General features: G+C 34.0%; 25 protein-coding genes. 18 read left to right on the forward strand and 7 right to left on the reverse strand.

What is annotated here, in order from left to right:
* The first annotated feature begins 63 nt into the window (after positions 1-63).
* From METTI_RS04215 to METTI_RS15035, 5 genes are all read left to right on the forward strand, one after another.
* Entirely contained in the window at positions 64-1539 is a 1476-nt protein-coding gene (locus METTI_RS04215) for a flippase (RefSeq protein ID WP_023844579.1), read from the forward strand.
* A gap of 243 nt (positions 1540-1782) precedes the next feature.
* Positions 1783-3210, forward strand: a complete 1428-nt coding sequence (locus METTI_RS04220) for a glycosyl/glycerophosphate transferase teichoic acid biosynthesis (RefSeq protein ID WP_023844580.1) — start codon at positions 1783-1785, stop codon at positions 3208-3210.
* 123 nt (positions 3211-3333) lie between these two features.
* The gene (locus METTI_RS04225) at positions 3334-3873 is read left to right on the forward strand and encodes a methyltransferase domain-containing protein (RefSeq protein ID WP_023844581.1); all 540 of its coding nucleotides are present in this window, start codon (positions 3334-3336) and stop codon (positions 3871-3873) included.
* Between the two features lie 34 nt (positions 3874-3907).
* The gene (locus METTI_RS04230) at positions 3908-5278 is read left to right on the forward strand and encodes a B12-binding domain-containing radical SAM protein (RefSeq protein ID WP_048135144.1); all 1371 of its coding nucleotides are present in this window, start codon (positions 3908-3910) and stop codon (positions 5276-5278) included.
* A gap of 49 nt (positions 5279-5327) precedes the next feature.
* A complete protein-coding gene (locus tag METTI_RS15035; protein WP_023844583.1) occupies positions 5328-6464 on the forward strand; it encodes a glycosyltransferase family 4 protein in 1137 nt (378 codons plus the stop codon).
* 24 nt (positions 6465-6488) lie between these two features.
* Here METTI_RS15035 and METTI_RS04240 read toward each other — a convergent pair whose 3' ends face one another.
* The 4 genes from METTI_RS04240 to METTI_RS04255 form a co-directional block, all read right to left on the reverse strand.
* The gene (locus tag METTI_RS04240) at positions 6489-7157 is read right to left on the reverse strand and encodes a cyclase family protein (RefSeq protein WP_023844584.1); all 669 of its coding nucleotides are present in this window, start codon (positions 7155-7157) and stop codon (positions 6489-6491) included.
* Positions 7151-7819: an HAD family hydrolase gene (locus METTI_RS04245; protein ID WP_023844585.1), complete on the reverse strand. Its 669-nt coding sequence runs from the start codon at positions 7817-7819 to the stop codon at positions 7151-7153. Before METTI_RS04245 ends, METTI_RS04240 begins: the two co-directional genes overlap by 7 nt.
* A 94-nt stretch (positions 7820-7913) precedes the next feature.
* Positions 7914-8879: a glycosyltransferase family protein gene (locus tag METTI_RS04250; protein WP_023844586.1), complete on the reverse strand. Its 966-nt coding sequence runs from the start codon at positions 8877-8879 to the stop codon at positions 7914-7916.
* A 79-nt stretch (positions 8880-8958) separates the two neighbouring features.
* Entirely contained in the window at positions 8959-9651 is a 693-nt protein-coding gene (locus METTI_RS04255) for an acylneuraminate cytidylyltransferase family protein (protein WP_023844587.1), read from the reverse strand.
* Positions 9652-9972: 321 nt separating this feature from the next.
* On the opposite strand from METTI_RS04255, the gene METTI_RS04260 reads away from it, so the two are divergent.
* The gene (locus tag METTI_RS04260; protein WP_169729099.1) at positions 9973-11397 is read left to right on the forward strand and encodes a B12-binding domain-containing radical SAM protein; all 1425 of its coding nucleotides are present in this window, start codon (positions 9973-9975) and stop codon (positions 11395-11397) included.
* Positions 11398-11447: 50 nt separating this feature from the next.
* Here the strand turns inward: METTI_RS04260 and METTI_RS04265 are convergent, their stop codons facing one another.
* Genes METTI_RS04265 through METTI_RS04275 form a run of 3 tightly spaced genes read right to left on the reverse strand, consistent with a single transcriptional unit; the run spans position 11448 to position 14042 of the window.
* Positions 11448-12230 (reverse strand): HpcH/HpaI aldolase family protein, encoded by a 783-nt coding sequence (locus tag METTI_RS04265; RefSeq protein WP_023844589.1) that lies wholly within the window; start codon positions 12228-12230, stop codon positions 11448-11450.
* A complete protein-coding gene (locus METTI_RS04270) occupies positions 12214-13122 on the reverse strand; it encodes an NAD-dependent epimerase/dehydratase family protein (RefSeq protein ID WP_023844590.1) in 909 nt (302 codons plus the stop codon). The genes METTI_RS04265 and METTI_RS04270 overlap by 17 nt, the downstream gene beginning before the upstream one ends.
* Positions 13119-14042: a phosphoglycerate dehydrogenase gene (locus METTI_RS04275; RefSeq protein ID WP_023844591.1), complete on the reverse strand. Its 924-nt coding sequence runs from the start codon at positions 14040-14042 to the stop codon at positions 13119-13121. Before METTI_RS04275 ends, METTI_RS04270 begins: the two co-directional genes overlap by 4 nt.
* A 176-nt stretch (positions 14043-14218) precedes the next feature.
* Here METTI_RS04275 and pseB point away from each other — a divergent pair, with 176 nt between their 5' ends.
* The 12 genes from pseB to METTI_RS04335 all read left to right on the forward strand — a co-directional run bounded on the left by pseB (position 14219) and on the right by METTI_RS04335 (position 26927).
* Positions 14219-15202, forward strand: a complete 984-nt coding sequence (pseB, locus tag METTI_RS04280; protein ID WP_023844592.1) for a UDP-N-acetylglucosamine 4,6-dehydratase (inverting) — start codon at positions 14219-14221, stop codon at positions 15200-15202.
* A 6-nt stretch (positions 15203-15208) separates the two neighbouring features.
* Positions 15209-15610: a polysaccharide biosynthesis C-terminal domain-containing protein gene (locus tag METTI_RS04285; RefSeq protein ID WP_023844593.1), complete on the forward strand. Its 402-nt coding sequence runs from the start codon at positions 15209-15211 to the stop codon at positions 15608-15610.
* Complete coding sequence (gene pseC / locus METTI_RS04290; RefSeq protein ID WP_023844594.1) at positions 15607-16740, forward strand: UDP-4-amino-4,6-dideoxy-N-acetyl-beta-L-altrosamine transaminase; 1134 nt, start codon at positions 15607-15609, stop codon at positions 16738-16740. The genes METTI_RS04285 and pseC overlap by 4 nt, the downstream gene beginning before the upstream one ends.
* A gap of 25 nt (positions 16741-16765) precedes the next feature.
* Complete coding sequence (locus METTI_RS04295) at positions 16766-17494, forward strand: cytidylyltransferase domain-containing protein (RefSeq protein ID WP_023844595.1); 729 nt, start codon at positions 16766-16768, stop codon at positions 17492-17494.
* Positions 17495-17541: 47 nt separating this feature from the next.
* The gene (locus METTI_RS04300) at positions 17542-18426 is read left to right on the forward strand and encodes an aldo/keto reductase (RefSeq protein ID WP_023844596.1); all 885 of its coding nucleotides are present in this window, start codon (positions 17542-17544) and stop codon (positions 18424-18426) included.
* A 6-nt stretch (positions 18427-18432) separates the two neighbouring features.
* Positions 18433-19224, forward strand: a complete 792-nt coding sequence (locus tag METTI_RS04305) for an SDR family oxidoreductase (protein WP_211232185.1) — start codon at positions 18433-18435, stop codon at positions 19222-19224.
* A 132-nt stretch (positions 19225-19356) separates the two neighbouring features.
* The gene (gene pseH, locus METTI_RS04310) at positions 19357-19905 is read left to right on the forward strand and encodes a UDP-4-amino-4,6-dideoxy-N-acetyl-beta-L-altrosamine N-acetyltransferase (RefSeq protein ID WP_023844598.1); all 549 of its coding nucleotides are present in this window, start codon (positions 19357-19359) and stop codon (positions 19903-19905) included.
* Positions 19895-20935, forward strand: coding sequence for a pseudaminic acid synthase (pseI, locus tag METTI_RS04315; protein WP_023844599.1), 1041 nt, complete (start codon positions 19895-19897; stop codon positions 20933-20935). The genes pseH and pseI overlap by 11 nt, the downstream gene beginning before the upstream one ends.
* A gap of 11 nt (positions 20936-20946) precedes the next feature.
* Positions 20947-21702, forward strand: coding sequence for a sugar phosphate isomerase/epimerase family protein (locus tag METTI_RS04320; protein WP_048135146.1), 756 nt, complete (start codon positions 20947-20949; stop codon positions 21700-21702).
* 16 nt (positions 21703-21718) lie between these two features.
* Positions 21719-23191, forward strand: a complete 1473-nt coding sequence (locus METTI_RS04325) for a capsule polysaccharide biosynthesis protein (protein WP_023844601.1) — start codon at positions 21719-21721, stop codon at positions 23189-23191.
* Positions 23192-23247: 56 nt separating this feature from the next.
* Complete coding sequence (locus METTI_RS04330; protein ID WP_023844602.1) at positions 23248-24387, forward strand: glycosyltransferase; 1140 nt, start codon at positions 23248-23250, stop codon at positions 24385-24387.
* A gap of 74 nt (positions 24388-24461) precedes the next feature.
* Positions 24462-26927: an oligosaccharyl transferase, archaeosortase A system-associated gene (locus tag METTI_RS04335; RefSeq protein WP_023844603.1), complete on the forward strand. Its 2466-nt coding sequence runs from the start codon at positions 24462-24464 to the stop codon at positions 26925-26927.
* The last annotated feature ends 51 nt before the right edge of the window (positions 26928-26978 follow it).

Raw genomic sequence — 26978 nt, forward strand, 5'->3', positions numbered from 1 at the left:
ATATGCTGCACCAAATTGCGATAAAATAATACTATCCATTTGCAACTCTCTCAAGGTAAAGATATGTATTTTAAGAAAATATACTCAAGAATCATTAGTGTTGGAGAGGTGCAACGCCAAAGTATAGCCTTATTATTTGGACAGATATCTTATACGTTTCTCGGATTTCTTAGCACTATGTACTTTGCCCATACACTTGGCTCAAGTGTTCTGGGAGCCTATTTTCTTTTCCTTGCATACTACGGCATAATCAATATGATTAGTGATGGTGGGTTTGGAGGAGCTGCAACAAAACGCATAAGTGAAGGAGAACAGCAAAATGAATATTTCACAGCCTTCTTTCTATTACGTCTGTCAGTAGTAATAGTTGTTATCTTCAGCCTTTTAGTTTTCCGAGAATATTTTGTTGATCTGAATGAGGCAGGTCTTTTCAATTGGCTTTTCCTTGCATTGATAATATCACTCATTTACGGATCACTCATAAATGGAATTGCAGGCACTGGCAAAATGGGAATATATGCAGCGGGGACTTTCGTTAGCAATACCTCTAAATTTATAATTCAAATCATTGCAGTGTTCTTAGGATATGGTGTTGCAGGATTAGTAGGTGGATTTATTGCAGGATTTTTTATTGCTTCAATAATTGAATTCAAATTTTTTGAGTTACATTTTGCTAAGTGCGAATGGTCACATGTTAAAAATTTACTGACATTTTCATTCTGGTTATTCTTAACGTCATCGGGAGTAGTCCTATATTCACATATTGATACAATAATGATTGGATATTACATGAGTAATTCCGATGTTGGCATTTACAAAGTCGTTTTTCAATTTTCAACACTTGCAATTGTTCCAACAACTGCAATCCGTGCAGCATTGTGGCCAAAAATTAGTTGGTGGAACAAAAACAATAAAATAGATTTAATTGAAAAATCACTCTCTAAAGCCTTTACATATTCACTAATGGTATCTTTGCCCATATTTGCAGGAGGAATCATAATTGGAAAACAACTGCTTTACTATTTTTATGGTTCTGATTTTAAAAGTGGATATTTAGTACTTATCATTCTGCTTTTTGTGCAAACCATTAATGTCTTTCAATTTTTTATAACCATGTATATTAGTGCCCTTGACAGGCAAAAGGATTCATTTAAAGTTACAGCTATCGGTGCTTCGGCGAATATAATTGTTAACCTGGCACTTATACCAATTATTGGAATAGAGGGAGCTGCCATTGCAACCTTGATAACTATGGGACTAAACACCATTCTAGCAAAAAAAGTATTAGACAGCATGATTACAATAAAATTAAACTATGATAATACAATTAATATTTTCAAGGCATCTGCAATTATGGCTTTATTAATTGGATTATATCGATATTTTATACCCATATCCAACATTTGGATGGCAGTAATTCCAGTCCTCCTGGGAGGAGCAATATATGGAATACTATTATTAAGATATGATAGGATAATATGTGAAGAACTAAGAGGCATATTTGAACAAATAAGAATTCCATGGCCAAGTTGGTTGTAATGAAAAAATTATAATTACAAATAAAAGTATATACTAACTCATTTAAAAACAGAGCAATTACCAATATTTTACAGATTTTTAGAGAAGCGCTATGCTTATCTTTAAGAAACACCTATATAGCAACGAAGTTCAACTTAAAGTCCATGAGAAAAACAAGAACAAAGCAATTAAAACATAAATACACTACATTAACTAATTTATTGGTGAAGTATTTAGGGATATAAAATCTCATGGAAGATTTTGATGAATAAAAAAAGTATATTATTTATCACGCATCACAATAATGATTTTGATCATTTTCTACCTCTAATTTGCAATTATGTGCAAAACAAAGATTTTGTAGTTAAAATCTTAGCTTTTTATTCAAACGATGAAATTCTAAAGAACAAATTACACCAGCATATTTGCAGGGAAAACTCCATTGAGTTAGAATCAATGGCAGAAGTATGCCATCTAAAAGCGTTAAACTACTTTATAAACAATATATATAGTTACAGTTTAACTTCAAAAGAAAGTAAAAAAACTAAAAATATTGTTGAGAAAATTAACCAGGCAATAATTGGTTTTCTGAAATCTCCAAAAAACACAATACTACAATACTCAAAATTAATGATATTACGGTATCATGTGATTTGTTCAATTTTCATGTTGAATGAAAATAAAATAAAAGAATACATCAAACTAAATAATATTGACTTATTAATTATTGATCAAAGATCAGTAGACAAAGAATTAATTTCTTCTAATCCATTTAAAGGATTTATTGACTCCTATCTTAGAAAAATAGACCCAATGAATTTAGTATTGTTCCGAGTTACAAATGTGGCTCGAAAATGTGGAATACCCATTTTTATGATGCCACATGGACCCCAACCAATCTCACAGGGTAACCTTGACAAAAGAAATAAATTGCGTATTGAAAATCAGAAAAATCCATTTCGTCCTGACCATCTAATATTGTGTTCAAGTAAAGAAATTAATTCATTACATTATATGAAAGGACTAAAATCAACTTCCTGTCTAGGTGATCCCAGATTTGATATTGAATGGATAAATTATCTCGAATCATGCGCTTTGGAAGCATATGAATCTACCATATCAAAACCTGTAGGGAAAATAGTTTTATTATACTTGATGGATATTTTTACATATGATGTTGAAAACAATTTATCTTTCAAGCAGGAAATGAACAAAGATATCTTGTCCTTGGTTAATTATTTTCCTGAATTGGAAATATGGGTCAAACACCACCCTCGTGATGTTTACAAAATATCACTAGACTTCATAGATATCAATAGAAGGAACAATATCAAACAATTTGGAAATGATACAGATACAAACATCCTACTAGCTAAAGCAGACATTTGTCTGGCGGCATCTTCTACTGTATTGATATCTCCAATATTACAAAAAAAACCAGTTATATTTTATAGCAAATGGAAAAATGTTCTTCAAAACGTAACATGTATTTATGATGGTATGACATTTGAAGCTTCATCAAAAGAGCAACTAATCGAGATGGTCGAGCTAATAAAAAACAGCAACTACTCAATAAAAGATTCCTTTTTGCAGCCGTTTTATAAGAACGTTTTTTCAGGGGAGTGTTTATATGAAAACATGCTTGAAAAGTACATTGTAAAAATAGATGAAATTCTGGAAAAGCCAATGTAAGATCAAAAGAGAATCATAGGGGATGCATATATATTAATGCGATTCATATTACATGAGCATAAATCTATTTTATATTAATCGAAAATAAATTTGCATCCAATAAAATCTAATATTGAGGGGAATATGAAACTGGATAATATTGAAGAAAGGAAAGCTTTTTTGCTAGACCATTATAAAGGCAGGAAAATAGTAAATGTAGGTTCTGGTGGATTGTATTTGGAAAATGCAATAAACATTGATATGAACAAAATGAAAAAACCTGACATTATAGGAGATTTTCATCATCTTCCTTTCAAAAATAACTCATTTGATGTTGCTTTTGCACTTGATATTATAGAGCATACAAGAACTCCAGAGAGATTGTTGGAAGAACTTGAAAGAGTTGGTACTAACGTAATTGTAGAATGTCTTGATTTTGATTTATGCCCTGCAAACTGGACTAACGATGATACCCACGTATACTACATTAATAAAAAATCGATGGAAGAATTGATGGCCCCAAGAGGATACAAATTGTTTGAGTTTTTAAGATTGCACATCGATGGGAAGCATTTCAGAAAAAGTATGCTTGTTGGAGTAAAAGAACAGAAGAAGTTCGATAAACAAATGTACTTCCTAGTTTCTATGAAACTGGCATTTAAGCGAGTATTGAACAAACTATGATAGCCAAGTAATATAATTTAAAAAAGTGATGAGTATGGGAGAAAGCAAAAATATATTGTTAGTTGACCCACCACAGAACAATTATCATAAAGGGATGAAGAAAAAATATCCATCCGGAGCATTGATATTACTTGGTACTTTATGTTACAATCTAGGACATAACGTAAAAATTGTTGATATGGCAACTGAAGAAATAGATATTACAGAATTGAAGGATATAATAAAATCATTTAAAACTGATATCTTCGCAGTAACCGAAAATACATTCCAGACTAAATTTTCAAAAATGGTCATTGACGCATGCAAAGATGTAGATCCAAATATATTAACAGTTATTGGTGGGCCGCATCCATCTTCAATAGGATTGAGAATATTTGAAGAGATACCATTAGTAGATGTATCAGTTGTTGGAGAAGGAGAGATCACATTTTTAGAAATTGTAAAAGGGGTTGACCTTAAAGCAATTAAAGGTATTTGTTACAATAATAAAATGAATGAGCCCAGACCATTTGCAGAAAATCTGGATGATATTCCTTTGCCTAAATTAGATTTAGTTGATATTAATAAATATACAGGACTGGGAAAAAATAGTGAGAATTCAATGTATATTATGGCTTCAAGGGGATGCCCTTCGCATTGTATCTATTGTAACAAATCTGTTTTTGGTCACAAAGTACGATATCGAAAACCAAGTAAAGTGATAGAAGAAGTAAAGTGGCTATATGAGCAATATGGAATTAAAAACATATATTTCCAGGATGATACATTCAATTTAAATCGTAAATGGATAGAAGAAATACTAAACTTAATAATAGACAATAATCTAAATGAAACGATCTCATTCCAGGCCCCTTTCAGAGCAAACAAGAGCTTAGTGGATGAGGAATTGTTGCAATTAGTTAAAAAAGCTGGCTTTAAAAGAGTATTGTATGGCGTGGAAAGTGGAAACCAGAATATGCTTAATACAATGAAAAAAGGACTAAAGATTGAAGAAGTAAGAAGAGCTTTTAAACTTACGAATGATGCCGGTTTAGATTCACTTGCTTTTTTCATGATAGGTCTGCCTGGGGAAAATGAAAAAACAATAAAAGATACCCTGGATTTACAAAAAGAATTAAACAGTGATTCAGGATTATCCTTAGCCACACCATTCCCTAACACAGAATTTGACCAGATGTTACGAGATAAAGGTCATTTGTTAAATGACAATTACGATGACTATCACTACAGTGGATGCTATATCCGCACAGATGAATTAACAAGTGATGAAATAGAGTCATACCATGCGCTTATCAATCTGAGTAAAAGGAATAAATTAGTTGCAAAATTGCCTGTATTAAAAATTGCAAAAAACAGGCTATTTAGAAAATTATACCACTTTTACAACAACACCCTGAAAAATTAACTATTTCCCATTTTTAGTTATATAACACAAAATGCGCAAAGGTAATTGCATGAAAGTAGGAATCATAACAGAAGTCATGGATCTGGAAGATAAATCTGGAATACCAAACTACCTTAAATACATTCTTGCTAACATCCCCCATGTAAATCGGGAACATGAATTTTGCCTCATACATTATCAAAAAAGCAATAACCAATTGTATAAAAATATGGATGAGATAATTGTTCCATTATATAATGTAAAACCAACACGATTTCTGCAAACAGTGGCGACTGATGCAATCAAACTGACCCCTATATTAAAAGAAAATGATATCGATGTAATTCACAATCCATCACCTACTCCTTTCCATAATCCTCTTTTTCTTCAGAATGGATTTAAAAAAGTAATGACAATCCACGACCTGTACAAGTTTCTTCCATCTTTCCAGACTAAATTACATCAGAATCCAAAAATGTGGATGCATGATGTGTTGTGGAGAAAAACCCTGTTCGCTATCAGAAACAATGTTGATAAATTTATAGCTGTATCCAATAATACGAAGCAAGACATGGTTAAGTTTCTTAAAGTTCCCGAAGAAAAGATAGAAACAATATATTCTGCACCTCATGATAGATTCAAGCAAATTAAAATGGATATACCGGAGTATATTGATGCACCTTTTATTTTATCAGATAACATTCGTTCTGATATTATTGAAATGTACTACAGATTAAGGAAAAAAGGTGTGTACATTAAATTAGTCATCTTTGGCTCGGGAAATGTAACTTCTCAAAAGAGAATGGAACTTGAAAAAATGATTGCCTATCTGGGGTTAAACAATGATATTATCTTTGCAGGAAGAGTTTCTGATGAAGAGATGGTAAAGCTGTATAATACAGCCGAAATTTACATTCGTCCTTCATGGTATGAAGGTTTTGGTCTTCCACCGTTGGAAGCAATGGCCTGTGGATGCCCTGTAATTGTATCCAATGTCGGTGCATTACCAGAGGTTGTAGCGGACGCAGGAATATTAGCAAACCCCCACAATGTTGATGAATGGACCACAAGTATGTACAAAATATTGACAAATGAAGACTTTAAAGAAGAATTGATACATAGAGGGTTGGAACGAGCAAAATTATTTTCGTGGGAGAAGACAACAAAAAGAACAGTAGAAGTATACGAAAAAGTATACAACTCTTAAATTAAGCTTTAAGATTCTGCTTTATCATTTAAATTCAGCCATAGCAACAACTGGTGTTGCATCGACCTCATCAATTACCCAGGGATAAATGTGCAAAACAAACTCTGTATCCAACAAAGCAGAATTTGACAAATCCGCATCTTCAAGTAATAGTATTGGAGAGTCATGACACAAAAATGACCTGTGTGCCGTATGTCCTTCTTTTCGATGTGATGGATTTGAAATAGAAATAATATCAAGACCAATAATCTTTAATTTTGGACAATTTTGTCTCAAGTAAATAGGAACTTCAGGATGAACCCATGGATGAGAAGTGCTATATATAGAAGGTTCTTCATTCCGGTACTCAAAAAATCCAGACCTGATCAAAATTGCTTCTGCATCAACGATTTTTTTTAAGAATAGATCAATATCCTCCTTGCAAATCTGGGAACCAGGATCTTTCGGAATATCTATGCAAACAGCAGGGAAATAATCATTTTTAATAGCTAGAACGTCAGCTACTGAATAACCCTTATTGCAAAAATGTAATGGAGCATCAATGTGGGTTCCGGAATGATTGCTGAAAACAAATACAGAAACATTTGCAGACTCATTATTTTCAATTGACCTAACCCTTTTAAATTCAACATCATGAGACCCGGGATACAATGGAATATTTTGATTAAGAGCATATGAAATTGGAATTAGCAATATAAACCCTCCAGATACTTTTTTAATTCCTCAAGATCAGGAACTACAGTTTCAACATCACCCTTATCTTTAAAAATATTGATGCCACCGGGTTTTACTCTACCAATGAAACGCACACCAGCCATTTTTGCAGCGTTATAATCATTCAATGCATCACCTACAAAAATCGAATCTTTTTCTGAACACTCACTTAAGCATAATATCTCTTCAATACATTCTGTTTTTGGTCTGGGAGCACCATAAATTCCTTCAAAATAATCAAGTAACCCTCTTTGAGTCAGAATATGCATTAATTCAGAGATAGGCGTTGCTGAAACTAAAAATAAAGAAGTGCATTTTGAAAAAAACTCCAAAAATTCCTTGCCGCCGTTAACATAGTTAGAAGTTAAAACACCATTAAGCACAAGTTCTGAAAATCTATTGCACAGATATTCATATTTATCATGGTGTAAAGACTTACATAATATATTATCATATATGTATCGAATCTTATCAAATCTTGACATTCCACCATTTTCTACATGGAAACTAACAACTTTATCAACATTATCAGGAGAAAATGAAAAAAGCTGCCTGAAAGCTTCAGTTTTCACATCTACAGACTCCAGAATAACTCCGTCAAAATCTAATATTAATATTGGAAATTTTCTATTTAAAGACATTCAAATACCTTACAACAAATATTATGTATTATTTTTACCTGAGATCTCATTTTAAGTGACAATACCGGAAATAGTACATTGTGATCTGAAAGTATTAACTATTTTTTGTTAAATAATCATCAGGTGTCTTCAGTGCGAAATCAGGCACCTTTACATCTATTTTTTTCCCCTTTTTGGTACTTTCCCTGAACTGCCTGTGATATTCCTCATTCAAAAAACGAGTATCGCTCTCAATTTCTTTGTCTGAACGAAGAAACTTTGTGTGGAAATAAATTGGTTCATCATAAGAAACATCCCTTCCAAGAATTAAATTTTTCATGCACAGTATCTGTTGGATTGGGAAAAGGAAATAATTTTCCAGCATTTTTAACTGAACAATCGAGGATCGATATGAAACAATATCCAGAAGATACTTGTTTCCAGCAAAATACAGATATTTATCAGCTTTGTAAAAACGAGGATGAATACTGTGTATAGGAGACTTTTCAGATAGATACTGGTAATCTTCTGTCACCACATTGTACCCTGCAACACGTATATGATCCTTAGAAAGAATAAATTCTTTGAATTCTTCCGTTGCAAATTCCGGTCTTAATATATGGTCTGCGTCCCATTGGGGAGTAACATGGGAATATGTGGTTTTGGACATACCAAAATTAGTTAAATAACTTATTGTATGTACTGAACCTCTTTTAAAATAGGGGGAAACGAATAATTCAGATAAAGCATCAATCTTTTGTTCAAATTTACTTTTATAAACAGGAGCTTTGACCTGATCTAAAGCAAATGGATATTTATAAATTTTAATTTTTGGAGAGTTGAAACTTTTTACAATTTCCTCAGTTCTATCCCCTTCTATTTTTACAATGACAACAACAATCTCATCAAAGAGAGGAAGACAGCTTTCTATACAAGGACCAATCCATCTTTCATCGCCAAAACACCTTATTACTGCAGATAGACCTTTTTTTCTGTTTTTATACCAGTTTCGATCTATATTAAATTCTTTATACCCCTCAATGTTCTCTGTGATCATTCTAAAATTCTCAAAAGCCACCATTTAACCTCACACCCTGCACATATATTTAATTTTGACAAAGATATCAAGCACACATAACAAGATAAAATATGTTGTTAATTTATTGTTTTCGTTCATTAGTGAGAAAACTGTATACAGCCTCTGCAATAATAAAATCTTCAGGTTCATCTATATCTATGCTTTCGATTTTTGGGACTTCTACAAAAAGAGGACTTTTACCAACACGCTTTTTCTCTTTCATAAAATTCTCAACTGAAATTATGTAAAAGTTAGAGTTATCCTCATACAACGGAGGCATATCCTGAGAAGGAAGCATAATGTCAGGGTCATGATTCACAGGGTTCTTATTTTGATCGTAAAATCTAGTCTGGAATTTTGATACACTCATAACAGAATCAAAACCTTTCTTTAGTCCATCAAAATAGGACTTTATTGCATAATCTATAGTATCCGGCTTAAGTAAAGGGTTTGTGGCATGTGTTTGTAAAAAATGACTGGTTTTGACATATTTGATATCATGTTCAATTATGGAAGTCATTGGTACTTTGTCGCCCAGTAAATAATCAGGTCGTTCAAGTATAATTACATCAGGAAAATTTTCGTTTATCAATGACCTAATTTTAGGACTGTCAGTATCTACAAGAATATGACTTACCAAATCCGCAGATTCCAGACTTCTCAGTATATGGAAAAATAAAGGGTCTTTCCCAAAAATCCTTGTATTTTTAGAGGGCACACGTTCACTATGACCCTTCATAGGTAATAGTGCAGTTACAGAGCAATCATTGCGCATATATAATCACTTTTGTGAAGAATGGTCTTTTGAAATCCAGTATTTGTAATCTATTAAGAAGCTTGCGAATCTCATAATAAAAACGCACCAACATTAATAGTTTCACTTAAATAATATGACATGGCATAAATATTTATCCTCATCAGACAATGACGAACAATTATATAATAAAAACAGATTACTAATGTAAAATATTGAAATAGAGATACAAGATAAATAAAATAAACAAATTTTGAAGAAAATTATGTGATAATTATGACAGAACACAATAAAGATGATTTCAGGATACTTTTTGTATATCCAAACGTGATGCTGCAGAATATGATGCCAATTAATTTATCACTTCTGTCAGCCTGCCTTAAAGAAGCAGGATTTAATAACATTAAATTATTTGACACAACCCTTTATAGAACCCAGGAAAAAAGTGGCGATGAAATAAGAGCAGATTTTCTTCAATTTAGAAAATGGGACATGTCAGAAGTAGGAATCAAAATCAAAGATACAGATGTTTATGAAGATTTCAAAAAAACGGTCAACAACTACAAACCTCACCTTATTGCAGTCACAATGACTGAAGTTACATATGAAATTGCATTGAACCTATTAGAAACAATAAAAGACTTGAAAATACCAACATTAGCTGGTGGAGCATTCCCTACATTTTCACCAGAGGACACACTTGCCATTGATTGCATCGACATGGTATGCATGGGAGAAGGCGAGAAGGCTATTGTGGAATTATGTGAAAAAATGTCCCAGGGAAAAGAGGTTTCTGACATCCCCAATATATGGGTGAAATCTAAAAGTGGCATAATAAAGAATCCAATGAGAGAACTAGTTGATCTTGATGAGTTACCATTCCTGGACTTTACCATATATGAAGAACAGAGATTCTACAGACCAAACCGTGGAAAACTCTTCAAAACACTCCCAATTGAAATCAGCAGGGGTTGTCCATACAATTGCACATTTTGTTGTGCCTCATCATACAGAAAAATGTATGATAACAATTACCTGAGATTCAAAGATACATCACTGGTTTTTGATGAACTAAAACATCAAAAAGAAAAATATGGTCTGGAATTTGTCTACTTTACATCTGAATCCTTCCTATCAATGCCAAAAAAGAAACTAATAGATTTCATGGAAAAATACAAGGAAATAGATCTTCCATTTTTCTTCCAGACAAGGCCTGAATCTATCACTTATGACAGATTAAAAATACTGGATGGCTTTGACTTCCGTTTAAGCATAGGCATTGAAAGCGGTAATGAAAAAATACGTCAGGAAGTGCTAAATAGAAAAGTTTCAAATGAAAAGATAAAAAAAGCCACATCTATTCTAAACGATTTGGATATAAAATACGGTACAAATAATATGATCGGACTTCCTGGAGAAACAAGGGAAGATATATTTGATACCATCAAACTAAATCGTGAGTGTGAAACTAAAGATTTGAATATTTTTATATTCACACCTTTCAGAGGAACAAAATTGCATGAGGTTTGTGTTGAGGAAGGCTATATTCAAAAAGATCACATTACACAGGAACACTCAATGATGTCATCTCTGGAAATGCCACAGATCAGCAGTGAAGAACTGTATGGAATATTAAGAACATTCCCGTTATATGTTAAAATGCCAGAGGAAAAGTGGCCATTAATTGAAAGAGCTGAAAAGTTTGATGAAGAAGGAAACAAAGTATATGAAGAGCTGTCAGAGATATACAGAGAACAATACATGTAATAAATGAAAAAGTAGAAATCCAAAACAATAATGTTTTTGGATTTACTTTTTTATTTCTTGATTTTTGCCAAATCACGTAAACAGGTTTCAGCTAAAAATAATGAATCAAGACTGTAAGCTACAAAACGATAACCTTCGTCGATTTTTCCATTTAACTGAGAAAGTTCCGGTGGAACTACATGGAATCCTGAAATAATACCCATTTTTTTAGCCGCTTTTTTTACGGTTTCAAGTGCTTCATGAACCTCTGGCTCATTAAATTCACCTGGCATTCCAAGAGAACCGGACAAATCATAAGGTCCAATGATAAATCCATCAACACCCTCGGTTTGCAGAATTTCTTCAATATTGCGTACAGCTTCGATGTGTTCTATCTGAACTATAACAATGCTCTCCTGCTCAACCCAAGATTTATAGTTCTCAAAATCAACCCCATACCCCTGAGCTCTGGCGAGTCCAACACCACGTGTGCCTACAGGAGGGTACTTTACAGCTTTTACAGCCGCCTCTGCATCTTCAGCAGAATTAACCATTGGTACAATTACACCATGAGAACCAGCATCCATAACACGTTTGATGAGATTAGGATCATTGCTACCGACCCTTACAAGAGGAACGCATCCGGACAATTCGATCACCTGAATTAACTGTTGTGCTTCAGTTAATGTGATAGCACTGTGTTCCATATCAACTGTCAGCCAGTCAAATCCACTTTGAGCCATAATCTCTGCAATTGCAGGATGACCAACTGTAATCCATGAGCCAATTGTAAGGATATTATTCTTTAACTTTTGTTTTAAACTCATATTATCAGTTTTAGCTGGAATCATCATTTTCAATCTCCATTTGTACTTCTTTAAGACAGTCAAGAATTCCCTCGTTAATATCTATATACGTACTAAGATTAATTCTAAGAGGAATATCTGGTTCAAAAGAATATGGTGTTATTTTATAATGACTGTTTTTCTCTTTGTTTTCAAATACAATTTTGATGTCACGACCAAGAATTTCCTGTATCATATTAAAGAATTCTTTGTGAGACATCCTCTGATGACCTGTTATTAATGCTGCCTTGTTTCTAAAATCCTCATTCAAAGCAATGTTAACTGTTTCCCGAGCAGCATCAGCTATATGTATGTACTCTCGCAAAGAATCAGGAGAGCCATAATAAGTGTATTCTTTGTTTAGTAATAAATTTTTGAGAACACCATATAGAAAGTTCCAATCGTTTGCTTCTCTGCCATAAAGACTTCCATATCGAATTATGCTGAAATCAAGATCAAACTCACGGGAATAAGTTTTACAAAGGGATTCTCCTGTTTGTTTCGATATACGATAAAATGTACCCCAGTTGCCACCTACATAAACAGAACTTGCAAAAACAAATCTATCAACCTTATGTTCTCTTGCAGCTTCGAGACAATTAACAGTACCTATCACATTTACTTCCATTGTTTCAACAGGATATTGTAATGCATCCTCAATATTTGCAATTGCCGCAGTATGGAAAACCATATCGCACCCTTCCATTGCAATGTTTAGTTTGGTTTTGTCGAGAATATTACCTTCTACAAATGTAATTTTACCGTTGGTGTTCATTTCATCAATAATAGATGATCTTGCGATATCAAAAACAATAGTTTCAATTCCCCTGTTTGATAATTCTCTTACAATATGATGACCCAGAAAACCGTTCCCACCTGTAACTAATGCTTTTTTCATCATAAATCCCTCAATTTAGCAAGTAAATTATTAATTGCTTCTTTTTCCATTTGTTGCCTGGATTCTATGGTATTAGAAGCAACATGTGGTGTCGCTACTACCTGTGGAAAATCTAAAAGTTTTCCACTATATGGCTCAACTGGAAATACATCTAAACCTGCTCCCCAGACAACCCCACTTTCAATTGCTTTTGCTAATGCGTTTTCATCCACAAGTGAACCACGTGAAGTATTTATAAGAACCATTCCCGATTTACATACATTCAATTCATTAGAACCTATCAAAGGTTTTCCATCTGATTGGGGAGGTACATGTAAAGTAATAATATCCGCCTTTTTCAAAACATAATCAAGAGAATCTACACGTTTCCAGTTTGAAATAAAATTTACAGGTAAAAAGGGGTCATAAAACAGAATATTACAGCCTAGCATTTCAAACATTTCAGCAACCCTTCTACCGACTCTTCCAAGACCAATTACCCCTACAGTTTTACCTGCCAGCAATAAACCGGATTCGATCGTAAAATTATTATCTCGCATATTCTCATTATACGTTGCAATTCTTTTAATGACAGCAAATGTTAATGCAAGAGTATGTTCTGCAACTGCCAATGCTGGTGCTTCTGGAGTATTTAGAATGGATATACCTTGTTTTTTGGCAGCTTCCTGATCAATACTGTCAACTCCCACACCTACACGAGATATTACACGTAATTTGGGAGATGATTCTAAAACTTTGGAACTAAATTTTTCAGTTCCAGCAATAACTCCATCGAAATCTTCTAGAATATGACATAACTCATCTTCACCAAGGCGCTTTCCAGATGTATTTATATATTTAACTTCGCCATGATTTTTAAGTAATTCCGATAACAAATCAATCGACGAAAAAGAACGAATTGTAATTGCAATTTTTGCATACACTGTATACCAGACCTCATTAAAAGAGAAAATTTTTGATTAATTTAATGTTGTAGTCATATAAAAATACGTGGTTCAAATATTCGTTATAGAAATTATTAGATAAAATCAAAACGAACTTTATATAATAAAATAATCATATAACCAGCAAATATCTATAACCTTGAGTTGGTAGACACATGCAAAATACAATTGATGGATCATTATTTGACGGGAAAAACATCCTTCTTACTGGTGGAACAGGCTCTTTTGGGAAAAAATTTACAGAAATAATTCTAAAAGAACATAATCCCAGTAGTTTAAGAATATATTCAAGAGGAGAATATAATCAATACAAAATGCAGCAAGAGTTTAATGACAGCAGACTTCGTTTTCTGATTGGAGATGTCAGAGACAGAGAAAGACTTTATCGTGCAATGAATGGTGTCGATATTGTTGTACATGCCGCTGCATTAAAACAGGTACCTGCCTGTGAATATAATCCAATTGAAGCAATTAAAACAAATATAGATGGTTCTGTAAATGTCATTGATGCTGCAATTGACAATTCAGTAGAAAGGGTAATGGCAATTAGTACAGATAAAGCAGTTCATCCAGTTAATCTCTATGGTGCAACAAAAATGGTTGCTGAGAAATTATTCATTCAGGGAAACACCTACACTGGTAAGGGGAGAACAAAATTTAGCTGTGTCAGATATGGAAATGTAATTGGAAGCCGCGGGAGTGTAATACCTTTATTCAAGGAGCAGAAAAAAGAGGGTACTCTCACAATAACCGATGATAGAATGACACGCTTTTGGCTTACCCTTGATCAGGGAGTACATTTCGTACTTAATTGTATTCAAAGGATGGAAGGGGGAGAGGTATTTGTCCCAAAAATACCAAGCATGAAAATAACTGATCTTGCAGAAGCTATTGCCCCTGAATCTAAAAAGGAGTTTACAGGAATCAGGCCAGGGGAAAAATTGCATGAGATAATGATCACAGAAGATGAATCCAGACATGCTAAAGAATTCTCTGATTATTTCATAATTGAACCTGAGTTCTCATTCTGGAAAAAGCAATCTTCAAATTCAGGAAAAAGTTTGCCAGACAACTATCGCTATTCCAGTGACATTAATGATGAATGGCTTACTAAAGATGATTTTGAAAAAATGTTATGATAAACAATGTTATATCATAAATTAACTCGACTCAAACATAAAAGAGATGATGGATGGCTTTCTGAAGTCATCTCAATGAACTATGATGATGAGCCTTTCAACTGCATACATAGCTATGTGGTATCAATTGAACCAATGAGGACAAGGGCAAACCATTACCATAAAAAGAAAGAAGAGTGGATTGCGCTGGCAGCCGGAAAACTAAAATTATCATTAAAAAATGTTGTTTCCGGTAAATTTGAAGAAATTATAATGGATTCAGAATCCGACACTTATGAAGTGATTCACATACCACCTTTTGTCGCTCATGCTGTTACTAATATGTCTGACAAAGAGGCAAGTTTGATAGTTTTCAGTAAAAATACTGAAGACAAAGAAGATACTATCCAGTACGAGGTTATATCATGATTCCTTATGGACATCAAACAATCGATGACGAAGATATTGATGAAGTTGTTAAGGTCCTGAAAAGTGATTGGTTGACCACTGGACCGAAAATAAAAGAGTTTGAAAATGCTCTTTGCAAGTACATCGGGTGCAACCATGCAATAGCTATGAATAGTGGTACCAGTGCACTGGATGTTGCTGTGGCATCTCTGAACTTACCCAAAGGATCAGAAGTCATTACTACTCCATTTACATTTGCAGCTACTAGCAATGCGCTTCTTTATAATGGGATAATGCCTGTTTTTGCAGATATTAAAGAAGGAACAAGAAATATCGATCCTGAGGATATCAAACGAAAGATCACTGAAAAAACAAAAGCAATTTTGTATGTAGATTATGCAGGTCATCCTTGTGAAATTGAAGAAATAAGACAAATAGCAATAGAACATGATCTTTTAATGATAGAAGATGCCTGCCATTCACTTGGAGCTAGTTATCATGGAGAAAAAGTGGGTACACTTGCAGATCTTACTATTTTTAGCTTCCATCCGGTAAAACCCATAACAACGGGTGAAGGTGGAGCTGTTGCCACCAACAACCAAGAACTCGCAAAAAGAATCAGGATGTTGCATAGTCATGGCATTGATAAAGATGCTGCATCTCGCTATGGCCCGGATGCTGGCTGGGCTTATGACATGAAATTGCTAGGTCGTAACTATCGCATGACTGATATTCAGGCTGCACTTGGAATATCACAACTGAAGAAACTTGATTATTTCATACAGGAAAGAAACAAAATCGCTTCACAATATAACCAACTCTTTGAAGAATATGATCTGATAAGTACCCCTCATACTGAAAAAGAAATCACCCATGGATGGCATATATATACTGTTCTGTTGAATGAAACAATAAACCGGAATCAATTCTTTAAATCTATGCGGAAAATGAACATTGGAGTGAATCTCCATTATATACCTGTATACAGGCATAGTTATTATACAGAGAACTTTAACTTTGACAAAAGTGATTATCCGGTTACAGAAGATGTGTTCAAGCGTATAATAACACTTCCAATATTCCCTGCAATGACAACTGAGAACGTAAATTACGTCGTTTCTACCATATCAAACCTAATTGATCATCAATAGAATTCGGTCATCAAGAGCTGTTATAATGAATGTTGTAGGAATAATACAAGCCAGAACGGGATCTACCAGATTGCCTGGAAAAGTTGTTAAAAGGATAGGCAATCAAACTATTTTAGAAATATTGTTAAGCAGATTAAAGAATGCAACTGTTCTGGATGAAATAGTCGTTGCTACAACAACCAGAAAAGAAGACGACATTATCGAAGAACTAGCCTTAAAAAATGGTGTTCATGTATTCAGAGGGTCTGAAAGCAATGTACTGGATAGATATTGCAAGGCTGCAGAAAAGTACAATGCAGATATAGTAGTCAGAATTACTAGCGATAATCCTTTAGTAAGTCTGGAACTCATTTCGCAACAAGTTGATTATTTGATCAGAGAGAACTGTGACTATATCGGGTCCAAAGGAGTGATATTGGGCACTGGTATTGAAACTTTTAGATTTACGTCACTCAAAGAAGCATGGAATAATGCAAGTAATGAATATGAGCTGGAACACGTTACTCCTTATTTATATGAACACGACAAACGGATTAAGATAGAATATATTAGTCCACTCAAAATACTTGAAAGAAACGATATGAGGCTGACTATAGACACTCAAGAAGATTTTGACCTTTATCTTCAGTTAGAGAAAGCTTTTGGAGACCTGACGACAACAAGCCTAAATGCGATAATTGAGTATTTAGACAAAAATGAAAATGTTAGACTTTTAAATCAGGATGTCCTACAAAAAAATTATCGTGATATTTAAGAACTGGATTGACAAGGCATTAAATACCTGATGATGGCGGAAAAATAATGCTCTCGAAATTAACACTTGGAACTGCACAATTGGGTTTGAACTATGGAATTAATAATAAGCTGGGAAAACCACAAAAAGAGCAGGCATTGTCAATACTTGAATATGCATACTCTAACGGTATAACTTCTTTTGATACTGCAAGTGCCTATGGGGATAGTGAAGTTATAATTGGGGAGTTTATTGCAAACAAAGACCGTTCTAAATGCTATATTACATCTAAATTAGAACCATTATTCAAAAATAAAGTGGAAGATACTAATCTAGAAGAGGAAATATTCAAAAAAATAGAAATTTCCCTTAGTAATTTGAAATCCGAGTATATTGATAATTACCTAATTCATGACTTCAAAGATATCAATCACTATACCGAGTTAGTTCCTATACTCACAAAAGCCAAAGAGAAAGGGTTGATCCGAAACATAGGTGTTTCCGTATATGCCCCATATGAAGCTGAAACCATACTCACCATGAGAGAGTTTGATGTGATACAGATACCATTAAATATCTTAGATCATAGATTCCTTAAAAATTCTCTTCTTAAAAGATTGAAGGAAAATGGATTTACTATTTTTACCAGAAGCGCATTTCTGCAGGGACTACTGTTTATGGATGCAAACAAGATTCCTGCGAACTTGCTATCTGCAAAGGCAAATTTAATAGAAATCAATCGATTTGTTCGCAGTAACAACATCAGCATATCTCAGTTAGCATTAAATTTTGCAATGTCTATTGAAGAAATAGATTCAATAATTATAGGTGTTGATTCTGAAGAACAACTGACACAAAATATACAAGATTTTAATATTGCAGGCTGTCTTGATATTGATGCATCCATATTTGAAAGTGAAGATGAAATCATAATTGACCCAAGAAAATGGTGATTTACTGTGTTATTAAAAGATATGTTTAATCTTAAAAATAAAGTAATCCTCATTACAGGAGGAAGCGGCCATCTGGGGAAAAGCATGTGTGAAGCACTTGCAGAATATGGAGCTACTTTAATAATCGGGAGTAGAGATATTGATAAAAATAAAAAACTTTCAAAGAAGCTAACTAATGATTTTGGAAATGAAAATTATCCAATATTAATTGATGTTTCAAGCAATGAAAGCATCAATGATTCAGTACAATACATAAATCATAACTATGCTAAAATTGATGTCCTTGTAAACAACGCATATTATGGAGCAGGTAAGGATTTAACCTCCATAACTGATGATGAATGGAACATGGGTATTGATGGAAGCATTGGCTCTGTTTACAGATGCACAAAAGCAGTTTTGCCTCAAATGCTCTCAAATGGTTACGGAAAAATCATCAATATTTCATCAATGTATGGACTCGTTTCTCCAGATATATCGATCTATGACACTAATGACTACTATAATCCAGCAAATTATGGAGCAGGAAAGGCAGCAATAATACAGTTTACACGATACATTGCAGGTGTTTATGGAAAACATGGAATTTGTTCAAACTCAATATCACCAGGTCCTTTTCCAAATTCAATCGTACAAAAAGACAAAATGTTTATCGATAAACTTGAAGAAAAAGTACCATTAAAGAGAATCGGTCAGCCTGATGACCTGAAAGGTAGTGTTTTATTACTCGCCTCTGATGCTTCAAACTATATAAATGGAACAAATATAGTAGTTGATGGTGGATGGACAATATGGTAAGTTTTTAGAGCATAGTAAAGCATTGAAAAATAACCCATTTTTAAAGACCATATCAAAATTAGAGTTTAGACTTATAATAATCTGATTGGAAATATCCATGAATTAATGCTCATTTAGTGGGAGAAATCTTAAATGGATGATTTAAAGAATGATTTTACATTTGACGATATACTTGTTACCAATTTTGTAAATGTTTCAAGTGAAGAGAAAGAGATGATAAGAACATTTCGAAACCATGACACGATAAAAAAATGGATGTATAACGACAAAGACATAACTAGGGAAGAACACTTTAATTTCATTAAAATGCTTAAACATGATAATCACAATAATTATTGGATTGTGAAAAAAGGAGTGCAATACATAGGTGTTATCTCATTAAAAGGCATAAACAGAAGACATAAGAATGCCTATATAGGGATTTATACAAATCCATATACTGAGATTAAAGGGAAAGGGAGTTTACTAATCCAATGTATTAAAAAAATAGCTTTTGATATCTCGAACCTTCATACACTTAAGCTCGAAGTGATGTGTGATAATCAGCGTGCGATTTCATTTTATCAAAGAGCTGGGTTTACAGAAGAAGGCAGGTTAAAAGAATTTGTTTTTAAAAATAACAAGTGGTATGATATGATAATAATGGGAATAATAAATGGGGAAGTCATAAGTGCAAATTAAAAATCACTCCATTGGGGATGGAAGTCCTGTCTTCATTATTGCAGAAATGTCAGCCAATCACCTTCAGAATTTTGAACTTGCTGCAGACACCATCAAAGCAATAAAAGAATCTGGAGCAGATGCTGTCAAAATGCAAACGTATACTCCTGATACTATAACAATTAATTGTGACAACGAATACTTCAAAATAAAGCAAGGAACTTTATGGGATGGAAAAACATTATATCAACTTTACAAAGAAGCATATACCCCATGGGAGTGGAATCATGAACTCAAAGAATTGGCAGAAAAGCTGGGTCTTATTTTCTTTTCCTCTCCTTTCGACAAAAGTGCTGTAGATTTTCTTGAAGAAATGAATGTTCCTGCTTACAAAATTGCTTCATTTGAGATTACAGATATACCTTTAATAGAGTATGTTGCTTCAAAAGGAAAACCGGTTATAATTTCCACAGGTATTGCCACATTAACAGATATAGAAGAAGCAGTTAATTCATGTAAAAGAATGGGAAACTATGATATATCATTGTTAAAATGCACTTCTTCATATCCCACACCTTTTGATGAAATGAACTTAAATACCATCCCTAATTTAAAAGAAACATTTGACACTGTTGTTGGTCTCTCAGACCATTCTATTGGCAACTCTGTCCCCATAGCATCTGTAGCACTTGGTGCGAAAATTATAGAAAAACATTTTATTCTTGATAGGAACCTAGGAGGACCAGATGCTGCATTTTCGCTTGAACCAGAAGAATTTAAATCAATGGTAAAAGCTGTAAGAGATGTCGAAATGGCACTTGGAAGCATTAGTTATGAATTAACGGGCAGAATGAAGAAAAACAGGGAATTTTCAAGGTCTCTTTTCATAGTAGAAGACATGAAATCAGGAGAGATGTTTACTGAAAAGAATATTCGATCAATCAGACCAGGATTTGGCTTACATCCTAGATATTTGAATCAAATAATCGGGAAAAAAGCAAGAAAAGATATCATAAAAGGTACTCCTGTAAAATGGGATCTTGTAGAATAATGGTGATTAATATGAAATTCGGTTTAAAATTATGGTCCACAAATAATGATCTGCTTCCAGATGCAGACCAACTTATCAAAAGCGATGTCTTTCAATATATTGAACTAACACCGATTCCACATACAGACATATCATCTTTTCTTTCCTATGACATACCGTATACTATTCACATTACTACTGAAAGACATGGAGTTAACATTGGAAATAAAAACAATCATAATAGCAGCCTTGAAGCAATATATCACTGCATTAAGTGGGCTGATAAACTTGATGCAAAATATATGGTGCTGCACCCTGGATACGGAAGTATTGAAGATTCAATAGAGCTATTAGATAAACTAGATGATGAGCGTATATTAATAGAGAACATGCCTAAAAAAGGCTTAAACGATGAAATGATGATTGGATACATGCCCGAACAAATTGAGAAACTGATGGACAACAAATTCGGGTTTTGTTTTGATATGAATCACGCAATAAAAGCTGCAGCTAGTTTAGACATTGATTATAGGCCCTTCATTGAAAGTTTTATAAGTAAATTGTCCCCATGCTATTTCCATATCTCAGATGGAGATCTCAAAATTGAAATTGATCAACATTTAAGTATTGGAGAAGGGGAATATGATTTTTATTACTTGTTTGGAATGCTGAATGAAAAATCAGAAACCTATATCACAGTTGAAACTCCAAAACCTGACATCCACTCTTTAAATGAAGATGTTAAGAACGTGGAAAAATTGAAAACAGTTCTAAAAACTACATATTGAACGAAATGGAATCACTATGAAAAAAGTTCTCATCTACATGCCTTTTGCCGACTGGGTTCCACACCTTGCAACAGATCTTGAAATTGCTGCAAAACATATTGAAGTGGGTGATGATGTCCACATAATTCAATGTTCATCTGACCTACCTTCTTGTGAACCAAATCCAAATCATATAAAACTAAGATGCATGTTATGTAAATCCAGAAGAAATAAGGGATTGACTATTATAAACTTGCCAGAGGAAAAAAGGCATGATCTTGCATTAAATAATTTTATTAAACCTCTGAATTTACCTGATTTTTCATCCATGAATGAATTAAAGGGGTTTAAAGTTGGTGATTTGGATGCAGGAATGGGGGTAGCTTCTTCACTTATTAGCATGGTAAGGGAACCAAACCCTAATGTAAAACAATACAAATCATTCGTAGAGAAGAATCTCATTATGTCACTAGCTGTTCATGATGCAATTAAACATCATCTTGAAGTTATAAAACCCGACATATTCTACCTATTCAACGGGAGATATGCACCTCTTAGACCTGCCTTACGAGCTGCTCAGGAATTAGGAATTAAAACATATGTACATGAGAGAGCCGGAGTTCTCAACAAATACTCTTTAAGTGAAAATACATATCCACATGATCTAGAATACCAGAAAAAGCAGATAGACAAATATTGGGAGGCTGAAGTTAATACTGAAACAAAGGTAAAGATTGCTACATCATGGTATGAAGACCGCAGAGGCGGAAAAGACCAGAGCTGGTACTCATTTACCAAATCTCAGATTAAGGGAAACCTGCCGGAAGGTTTTGACTCTGCAAAGAGAAATATTGCCATTTATAATTCGTCACAGGATGAATTCGAGGCAATCGATGGTTGGGAAAACCCATATTACAGGAATCAGACTGAAGCTATAAAGGCAATTGTTAATTCAGATGTTGATCCAGATATAATGTTCTATCTAAGAATTCATCCAAATTTAAAAGGTTTGAAAAATACCCAGATAAAAGAATTGAATGGATTAAAATCGCCAAATCTGGTTGTTATTCCTGCAGACTCAAAAATAGATTCTTATGAACTGATGGCTGCATGTGAAAAAATAATTACATTTGGTTCTACAATAGGTATTGAAAGTGTATTCTGGGGGAAACCATCTATTTTAGTTGGCAGAACCACTTATGAAGATATGAAAGGTTGTTACATTCCTAAAGATAGAAGCGACATAATTGAGCTGATAAACAAAAAACTTGATTGCTCAGACAATACAGGTTCAATAAAATTTGCATATTGGCAAAGTGTTAAAGGTTATGAATACATTTATTACAAACCGGAATCAGTCAGACAGGGTACTTTTATGGGGAAGTACCTCAAAAATCCTCATATACAAAGAATAAAAGCAAAGATTCTGTCCAACGACCTGTTTTCAAAAATAATATTCAAAGCTGCCTATTTATTCCGAAAAATAAAGTGGAAACTTCATTTATCGTAACAATAGACTATAAAGAACAAAAACGAATGACATAACCGAACAAAAGGTCATAAACAATGTTGTTTGATATAATTGATTCAATATTTATCTGGTATATTCTTATTTTATTTGAGATTATTCTTTTTACATCGTACACTTTGGTAACGTACATTTATTCAAAGAAGGAAAGGAATTTAGCGAAAATTGAAGATTTACCTACTGTCACATTGATCATACCAATGTACAATGAAGAAAAAGTGATCAAAGAAAAAATAGAGAATACCTATCAATTAGACTATCCTGATGATAAACTTGAAGTTATAATCATTGATGACTATTCCACTGATAACTCAGAAAAGATTGCATTAGATAATGTAAACAATAATGGATTTAAAGTATCTGTAGTCAAAAATGAAGGTGGCAAAGGTAAAGCCAGAGGTCTCAACTGGATATTCACAAAAGTATCCAGCGAAATAACGGTAATAACGGATGCAGACGCCATATTAAAAGAAGATTCTCTGTTACAGGTTGTAAAAAATTACTCAAATACGGAAATAGGCGGAGTTACAGGGAAAATAGTGATAATCTCTGATAAAACAAGAATATCAAAATCACAGGAAGACTCTTACCGGCATTATTTTGATCTATGGAGACAAGGAGAAAGTAACATAGCTTCGGTATCAGTGTGTAATGGGCCACTAATGAGCTTCAGAACAAAACTCCTGAAAAAGATAAAAATCGATCCAAATGCTTACGCAGATGACTCTGATATGCTTTACAAAATAATTGGCCTGGGTTACAATGTTGTATACGAAAAAACTGCTGTTGTATACGAACGTGTTCCACTTACCTTGAAAGGGCGAACTATCCAAAAAATGAAAAGAATAAACGGTTTGAGAAAAGTCTACATCAATAACTTAAAACTTCTGGGGAAAGGTAAATTTGGAACTATTGTTTATCCCTATGCACTCCTGACACACCTGATCTCACCCATTGTGGTCTTGTTGATAACTATTATGTATCCTTTGATAATCATCAAACAACCACTGTATCTTGGGCTTTTAATAATACTTGTTGTCCCAAAAATTGGAAACCTAGCACTTTCATTTGTAACAACTCAACTAATAATGAATTTTTCATTTATAATACCAACTTCAGGATCATGGGAAGCTGTAGAAGATGCCAGATACGAACTGAATTCAGCAAAAAACAAATAGAACATTAATCCAAATAAACTAATAAACAGCATAATATTATTGTGACATAATTTAATGAGGGAGTAAGTAAGGAAATGACCATTAAAAACAAACCACCAAAGCTTTCTTCAAGCAATTTAATATATTTCATAGGAATTGCAATATCATTCCTGATTGCTATATATATTAGAACAGTTCCTAAAGCAGGAGTATTTATTTCAGAAACATTTACTCGTTTTGGAGGAAATGACCCCTGGTATCATTTAAGAAATGTTGAATCTATAGTTCAAAACTATCCACACATGTTGTGGTTTGATGCTCATACGCAATATCCAAATGGTAGTAATCAGGTGTTTGCTCCACTATTTGATTATTTCCTTTCAACCGTAATCTGGATAATAGGATTGGGCAATCCTGATCAGAATTTAATAAACACAATATGTGCATATAATCCAGTTATTTTGGGAGCACTGGTCATCATACCGACCTACTTTGTCACAAAACACCTATTTGATAAAAGAGCAGCTCTTTTAGCGGCATTTTTAATAGCAATTGCTCCGGGGCAGTTTTTATCACGCTCAATAATAGGATTTAACGATCACCACATAGCTGAAACACTCCTTACAACAATCATTGCAATGTTTATGATTCTCACACTAAAAGCTGCAAAGAATCATGAAATTACCTTTGAGAACATTAAAAATAAAGATCTAAATGTGCATAAAATGCTGTTCTTATATTTGATACTAACAGGAATAGCACTTGGAGCATATTCTTTAGCATGGATAGGGGCTATATTTTTCAGTTTTGTTATTGGAGTATATATAACAATACAATATTGTGAAGATCATATACGTGGTAAATCCACTGATTACCTAGCTATTACAGGAGTAGTTGTTTTTGCTGTTGCACTTATAATGGTTTTAGTAACCCCTCATGTGGGAAACACAAAGCCACTTACAACAAAAGGTTTGGTTGCAGGCATAGTTGCATTTCCAATTTTAAATCTACTCTCTGTTACTCTGAACAAAAAAAATATTAAAAATTCATATTATCCTTTATCAATTGTTCTGATATTCCTGATAGGGATTGGAATGGCAAAATTGCTTTCAGAATCCGCTTACGAACTTATTGCAAGTGTTTTTAGTTTCTTTATGCGCACAGGCGGTGGACTTACTATTGCAGAAGCTTCCCCACTTTTATCATCAGGAGGGGCGTTCACACTCCAACCACTGTGGTACAACTTCGGAACACTGGGTTACATATCATTCTTTGCACTTGCAATACTAATCTACAAAGCATTTACAAAAGAAAATACACCCGATAAAACATTCCTGATAGTCTGGACGATTATGATTATCTGGGCTATGCTGCAACAGAATCGCTTTGCGTATTACTATTCAGTAAATGCAGCAATACTCAGTGCATGGATTGGTATTAGTATTCTAGATCTTGCAGGATGGAAAGGTCTTATCGAAAATATAAAATCAAAAACATTCACTGCTAGTAACATAAAAGCAATGCACATCCTATCAGCTATATTTATTATACTGATAATGATATATCCAAGCTACAGTATTGCAATGCAACAAAATCAGGGAACAGGTGGTCCAAATGGTTACTGGATAGAAGCAACTCAGTGGTTAAGATACAATACCCCTGACCCGGGACTTGACTACTACGAAAGCTATGAAAGACCAGAAACTGGAGAGAGCTACGAATATCCAGATACCGCATACGGAGTAATGTCCTGGTGGGACTATGGACACTGGATTGAAGTTATTGGTCACCGCATACCGAATGCTAACCCTTTCCAACAGGGAATTGGTGGCCGAAGAGATAGCATCGAAGAGGAAAACCTGCCCGGAGCATCCACATTCTTCACTGCATCATCAGAGGAAGAAGCTACTGAAGTTCTAGAAGCAGTCCACCCAGACCCTGACAAATCCGGTGCACGATACATAGTTTCAGATGTTGAAATGGCAACTGGAAAATTCTATGCCATGAGTGCCTGGACACTGGATACGGATGATTATTATGTACAGGTGCAAGCTGATACAGGGTATATGACAGTTCCCGGACAAAGATACTATGATTCAATGGAAGCAAGACTCCACATCTTTGACGGTAACGGACTGAAACAATACCGTATGGTACATGAATCCCCAATAGCAAGCACACAGGAGACAGGTTATAAGAACGTCTACAATGTACTCTTTGGAGGAAATGTGGCAGAAGAAAACAGTGGTTATGTTAAAATCTTTGAATATGTCAAGGGTGCTACAGTTACAGGCAAAGCTTCAGCAAGTGAGACTGTGACCATCAGCAACACCATACTAACCAGTCAGATGAGGACATTCACATACACACAAACCACAACTGCAGAATCGGACGGAACTTACTCATTAACAGTCCCTTATTCAACAACAGGACCTATTGAAGGAGAAACACAGTTCGATACAATGCCAACCGGAGCTTATGTGATTAGCTATGGAAATACTACACAGCAGGTTAGTGTCAGCGAAACAGATGTTTTGAATGGGAATACAATAGAAGTTTGATTTTTTCCCATTCTTACTTTTATTTTTTTTACTATTTTGGCTCCATTCCCG

Origin of the sequence: Methanolobus tindarius DSM 2278 (assembly GCF_000504205.1) — an archaeon.
Taxonomy (GTDB): domain Archaea; phylum Halobacteriota; class Methanosarcinia; order Methanosarcinales; family Methanosarcinaceae; genus Methanolobus; species Methanolobus tindarius.